Origin of the sequence: Micromonospora deserti, from assembly GCF_003236335.1 — a bacterium.
GTDB lineage: Bacteria > Actinomycetota > Actinomycetes > Mycobacteriales > Micromonosporaceae > Micromonospora > Micromonospora deserti.
This window is the reverse complement of sequence record NZ_POUB01000348.1, coordinates 1-5,439: the sequence shown is the minus strand read 5'-3', so window position 1 is coordinate 5,439 and position 5,439 is coordinate 1. Positions and strand designations below refer to the sequence as shown.

The following is a 5,439-nucleotide window of genomic DNA, read 5'->3' as shown; positions in this document are numbered from 1 at the left end:
GTGGTGCGCCGCTGGCGGCGGCCGGGCGGGTGAACCGGTCCGCCCGCCAGCGGCGCACCACGTCCGCCGGGCGGACGGCGGCCGCCCGGTCTCGCGCCACGCCAAGCAGTAGCGTGCGCAGCTCCGCCGGGGTCAGGCCGCCCAGCGCGGCTCGGGTGCCGGCCGGCAGCCGCGCCCACACCCGACGCTCCGCCTCGTCCATGCCGGCAGCATGTCGCAGGCCCGCGCGCCCGTCCACTGCAATAGGCGTCCGGCTCCGGCACCTGCCGTCCGGACGATCGACCGGTTCGTGGACGGCGACCAGCCGCACGCCCGGGTCAGGACAGCGTGCAGGCGCTGCCGTTGACGGTGACCAGGCCGGGTGCCGGGTTGGCGCCGCCGGCGGTGGTCGCGTTGAAGCCGAACGTCGCCGTGCCGCCCGGGGCGATCCGGGCGTTGTACGACTCGTTCCGCGCGGTCACGGTGGCCCCGGACTGGGTCACCTTCGCCAGCCACGCCTCGCGCACCTTCTGGTCACCGGTGAACGCGAACCGGACGGTCCAGCCGTTCACCGCCGTGGCGCCGGTGTTGCGGACGGTGACCTGGGCGGTGAACCCGCTGCCGCCGTGCCACGTGCCGTAGTTGGTGTACGTCACCGCGCAGCTCGGCGCGGGCACCGCGCCGGCGTCGCCCTGGTCGGCGAGGAACGAGGCGATCCAGGCCAGCGCCGAGTTCCAGTTGATCGCCACCTCGTTGGTCGCGTACGAGTTGATGTCGTCGACGTAGCAGAACATCGGCCGGCAGCCGGCGAGCAGTTGGGCGGCGAACGGGTCCTGCAGGGCGGCGTTCGGTCCGCCGGCGAGCGACCCGGCGGGCGGCTTCGGCAGGCTCGGGTCGAGCTGGTGGCCGAAGATGCGGCTGTGCTGGTTCTCCGCCGCGTGCTCGCCCCACCCCGTCACGTACGAAATGTTCAGCGCGTTGCGGCCGAGGAGGTAGTCCATCGCCCGCACCGCCCCGTCGCGGTATTTCGCGTCCCGGGTCAGGTCGAAGGCGGTCGCCATCACCACCGCGTTGTTGATGATGTTGCTGTTGCCGCCCCAGAAGTAGCTGCCCGCGTCGCCCGGCATCGGATGCCCGTACGCCTGCCGGCCGGACTCGGCGAGGTACGCGTCGGCGGCGGCGGTGACCGAGGCGCGGATCCGGGCCAGCTCGGCGGCCGGCAGCCCGTTCGGCACGGTGGCCAGGTCGAGCCGGCCGAGCGCCGCGACGCTCTGCCACCCGAAGCCGCGCGGGTCGAAGACGTCCCCGGTGTGGTGCGGCGACGCGGTCAGGTCGGCCAGGTACGCCGACGACCCGGTGGTCAGGTAGAGCTCGACGGCCGCCCAGTAGAACTCGTCGGTGACGTTCTGGTCGTCGTACGGGCCGCCGCCAGTGCTGTCGGCTGGGCTGGCGTACCGGGTGGGGTTGGCCTCGGCCGCGGCGTACGCCGTCTTCGCCGCGGTGGCGCAGCGGGTGGCGAAGGCCGCGTCGTAGGGGGCGAAGAGCCGTGCGCACTGGGCGGCGACGGCGGCCAGGTTGAGGGTGGCCGCGGTGGACGGTGGGTGCAGCTCGCGCGGCTGCGGGTCGTCCTCGGGTTGCAGCGGCAGTCCGGTCCAGTTCCGGTCGTGGATCTTGTGGTGGGCCATCCCGGCGAGCGGCCGGCCGGCGGGTACCTGCATGCGCAGCAGGAATTCCAGCTCCCAGCGGGCCTCGTCGAGCACGTCCGGCACCCCGTTGCCGCGCTCGGGGACCCGCAGCGTGCCGTCGCCCAGCGCGGTGCCGCCGCCCGCGGTGGCCGCGGTCTTGGTCCGCTCGAAGGTGTTCAGCAGTTGATAGGTGGCGATGCCGCCGTTGACCACGTACTTGCCGTGGTCGCCGGCGTCGTACCAGCCGCCGCGCACGTCGAGGGAGTAGTCGCAGACGCCGGGTTGGCAGGGCACCGAGGTGTCGCCCTGGTTGGGCGCGATGCCGAGGTGGCCGGCCGGGCGGGCGTATTCGGCGCCGATCAGGTCGCCGTCGATGGCGATGCCGCTGCGTTGGGCGTAGAAGAACTGGAGCGAGTCGGCGCGCAGCCGGTCGTAGAGGGTGCCGGAGATGTCGAACGGGTGGCTGGTCTCGCCGTCGACGGTAAGCGTCAGCCCGGCGCCGGGCGTGCGGTACGCCGAGAAGTCGATCGTCTGCACGTTCTGCCCGGAGGCGGCGTCGACCCCGTGCGGGGTGCTGGTGCCGGCGGCCAGCACGGCGCCGGAGGCGGACCGCAGCTGCCAGGGCAGGGCGTCGGTCGCCGTGGTGACCACGGTGGCGTTCTTCGGGCCGCCGGGCAGGTAACCGACCTGGTTGACCCGTACCCGCGGCCCGGTGTCGGGCACGTACGGCTCGGGCGGATCGCCGCCGCGCAGCGAGACGTTGTCCAGGCAGACGGTCTGCTCGTCGGCGCTGCCGCCGACCTGGAAGATCAGCTGGGCGCTGGGGTTGTCGTCCGGGACGGTGAAGGTCCGCTCCACCCGCTGGGCGGTGCCGGTCGCGGCGGCGTCCACGCTGGCGTACGTGGTGTAGGGGGCGGCGCCGAGTTGGAGCACGGCCTTCACCGCCGAGCCGGGGCTGGCGGAGACGTCGAAGCCGAGGGTGTACTCGGCCCCGGCGACCAGCGGCACGCCGTCTTGGCCGATGCCGGCGTCCCAGGGGTTGGCCAGGCCGCCGGGCACGGTGGCGCAGAGCTGGCCGTCGGTGACCCCGAGCGCGCCGGTGCCGTAGGAGAACCAGGGGAAGACGCCGGCGCTGAAGTCGCCGTTGTCGATCTGCTCGGGGGCGTCGGGGGGTGGTTCGGCGTGGGCCGCGCCGGCGGTGGCGCCGGTCAGGGCCACGGTGGTCGCCGCGGCGAGCAAGGCGAGGCGGCGTCGGGATGGCATCACGGGGATTCCTTCCGGGACGGGCGGTGGGGACGGTCGGCAGGAGCGCTGGGAGCGCTCCCAGGCGTCGGCTCGATGTTTCCAGCGCCCCGCTGCCCTGTCAATCGATCCGGCTGGATGAATTGGCGGGCGCGCGGCAGTGAGATTCGCCGCGCCACGCGCGGTCGTCCTGATCTCCTAGAGACAACTGCGCCTCCGGCCTGGCAGGCTGCCTCCCATGACCCTGAAGCTGCGTTCCGTGGGAACGAGCGACCGTGGGCTGATCCGCAGTGGGAACCAGGACGCCATGCACGCCGGCACCTGGCTCGTTGCCGTCGCCGACGGCATGGGCGGGATGGCGGCCGGCGACCTGGCCAGCGCGATCGCCATCGACGCGGTCGCTCCGCTGGACGTGGAGACCCCGGAGGACGCCCTGGTCGCCGCGTTGCAGAACGGCATCGAGCTGGCCACCGCGCGGATCCGTCAGGCAGTCAGTGAGGACCCGGAGCGGCAGGGTATGGGCACCACCCTGACCGCCCTGCTCTTCGCCCGGACGGGCAGCTGCCTGGCCCTGGCCCACATCGGCGACTCCCGCGCCTACCTCTACCGCGAAGGCGTGCTCAAGCAGATCACCCGCGACGACACCTTCGTGCAGATGCTCGTCGACCAGGGCGTGATCACCGCCGAGCAGGCCGCCAGCCACCCGCGCCGGGCCGTGGTCACCCAGGCGTTGCAGGGCGACGACGTCTCCCCGGCGTACGCGACGATGGTGCCCTGGGCCGGCGACCGCTGGCTGCTGTGCAGCGACGGGCTCTCCAACGTCGTCCGCCCGGACACCCTCGCCGAGGTGCTCGCCGGCTATCCCGACCGGGCCGAGTGCGCCCGCAAGCTGATCGACCTGGCGCTGCGCGCCGGCGGCCCGGACAACGTCACCGTGGTCGTCGCCGACGTCGTGGGGGAGTGAGCCCGGCTCAGCGGCGGCGCGGAGTGGCATGCCGGGTCGGCGCCGCCCCGGCCGGATCCTCCGGCCACGGGTGGCGCGGGTAGCGCCCGCGCAACTCCGCCCGCACCTGCGGGTAACCCGACCGCCAGAACGACGCCAGGTCGGCGGTGACCGCCACCGGCCGCCCGGCCGGGGAGAGCAGGTGCAGCAGCACCGGCACCCGGCCCTGGGCGATCCGTGGCGCGTCCTGCCAGCCGAAGGTCTCCTGCAGCTTCACGGCGAGCACCGGCGCGGCCGGATCGGCGTAGTCCACCCGGATCCGGGAGCCGCTGGGCACGGTGATCCGTTCGGGCGCGACCTCGTCCAGCCGGGCCGCCAGCGGCCAGGGCAACAGCCGGCGCAGTGCGGCGGTGACGTCGACGCGAGCCAGGTCGGCCCGGCGGCGGGCGCTGGCCAGTTCCGGCCCGAGCCAGGCCGGCGCGGCGGCGAGCAGCGCCTCGTCGCCCACGTCGGGCCAGTCGTCGCCGAGCGCGTGCCGGCAGAACGCCAACCGCTCGCGCAGCGCCCGGGCCGCCGGAGTCCAGGTCAGCAGCCCGAGGCCGGTGCGGCGCAGCCCGGACAGCAGGGCCGCGGCGACCTCGCCCGGTTCGGGGCGGGTCAGCGGGCGCTCGACCAGCTCCACCGCGCCCAGCCGGGTCACCTCCCGGGCCACCACGTCCTCGCCGGACCAGCCCACCTCCCGCTCGGTGCGCAGCAGCGGCCCGCCCGCCTCCCGCGCGGTCGCCTCGTCCACCGCGGCGGCCAGCCGGATCCGCGCGGCCGGCGCACCGGGGGAGCGGTCGGCCACCGCGACGGCCAGCCAGTCGGCGCCGGCCAGCCCCGATCCCGGCGCCAGCTCCGCCGCGGTCCCGCCGCTCATCAGGTACGCCGAGCCGCCCGGCCGGCGCACCCGGGCCAGCCGCTCCGGGTAGGCCAGCCCGACCAGCAGCCCGGCGGCCAGATCGTCGGTCAGCCGGCCCCGGCCGGCGCCCGCCTCCGCGCGGGGCGCGGCGGAGGCGCCACGGGACGCCTCCGGGGCCCCGGCGTCCCGGCCCACCCCGGCGGTCGCTCCGGCCAGGGCGGCGCGCAGCCGGCGTACCTCGGATCGCCAGCGGGCCCTGGCGCCCGGGTCCGCGCCCGCGCGGAGCCGGCGCCAGGCGGCAGTCAGGTCGTCACCCGGCCCGGCGACGGTCTCCTCGGCGAGCAGCGCGACCACCTCGGCCGCCCGGTCCGCGCCCACCCGGTCCGCGCCGTCGAGCAGCGCCCGGGCCAGCCGGGGATGCGTCCCGGCGGCCGCGATCGCCCGGCCCCGGTCGGTGATCCGGCCGTCCGCGTCGACCGCGCCCAGGGTGGTCAGGGTGTCCCGGGCGACCGCCATCGCCGCCGCCGGCGGGGGGTCGGGCAGGGCCAGCCCGACGCCCTCCGGCGCTCCCCAGGCGGCCAGCTCCAACGCGAACCCGGTCAGGTCGGCGCTGGCGATCTCCGGCTCCGGCTGCGCGGCCAGCCGTTCGTGCCTCGCCGCCGACCAGCAGCGGTAGACGTACCCGGGAG

General features: G+C 75.7%; 3 protein-coding genes and 1 pseudogene. 1 reads left to right on the top strand and 3 read right to left on the bottom strand.

Going from position 1 to position 5,439, the window contains the following annotated elements:
* Both C1I99_RS28900 and C1I99_RS28895 read right to left on the bottom strand, forming a co-directional pair.
* A pseudogene (locus C1I99_RS28900) lies at positions 1-202 on the bottom strand (hypothetical protein); the annotation flags it as partial.
* A 115-nt stretch (positions 203-317) separates the two neighbouring features.
* Positions 318-2,930 carry a glycoside hydrolase family 9 protein gene (locus tag C1I99_RS28895; RefSeq protein WP_111137361.1) on the bottom strand — a complete coding sequence of 871 codons (2,613 nt, stop codon included), beginning with the start codon at positions 2,928-2,930 and terminating at the stop codon, positions 318-320.
* A gap of 214 nt (positions 2,931-3,144) precedes the next feature.
* Between C1I99_RS28895 and C1I99_RS28890 the strand changes: the two genes are divergently transcribed.
* A complete protein-coding gene (locus C1I99_RS28890) occupies positions 3,145-3,870 on the top strand; it encodes a PP2C family protein-serine/threonine phosphatase (protein ID WP_111137360.1) in 726 nt (241 codons plus the stop codon).
* Between the two features lie 7 nt (positions 3,871-3,877).
* Here the strand turns inward: C1I99_RS28890 and C1I99_RS28885 are convergent.
* Positions 3,878-5,439 (bottom strand): ATP-dependent helicase C-terminal domain-containing protein (locus tag C1I99_RS28885; RefSeq protein WP_325049248.1); only part of this gene is annotated, 1,562 nt, incomplete at its 5' end.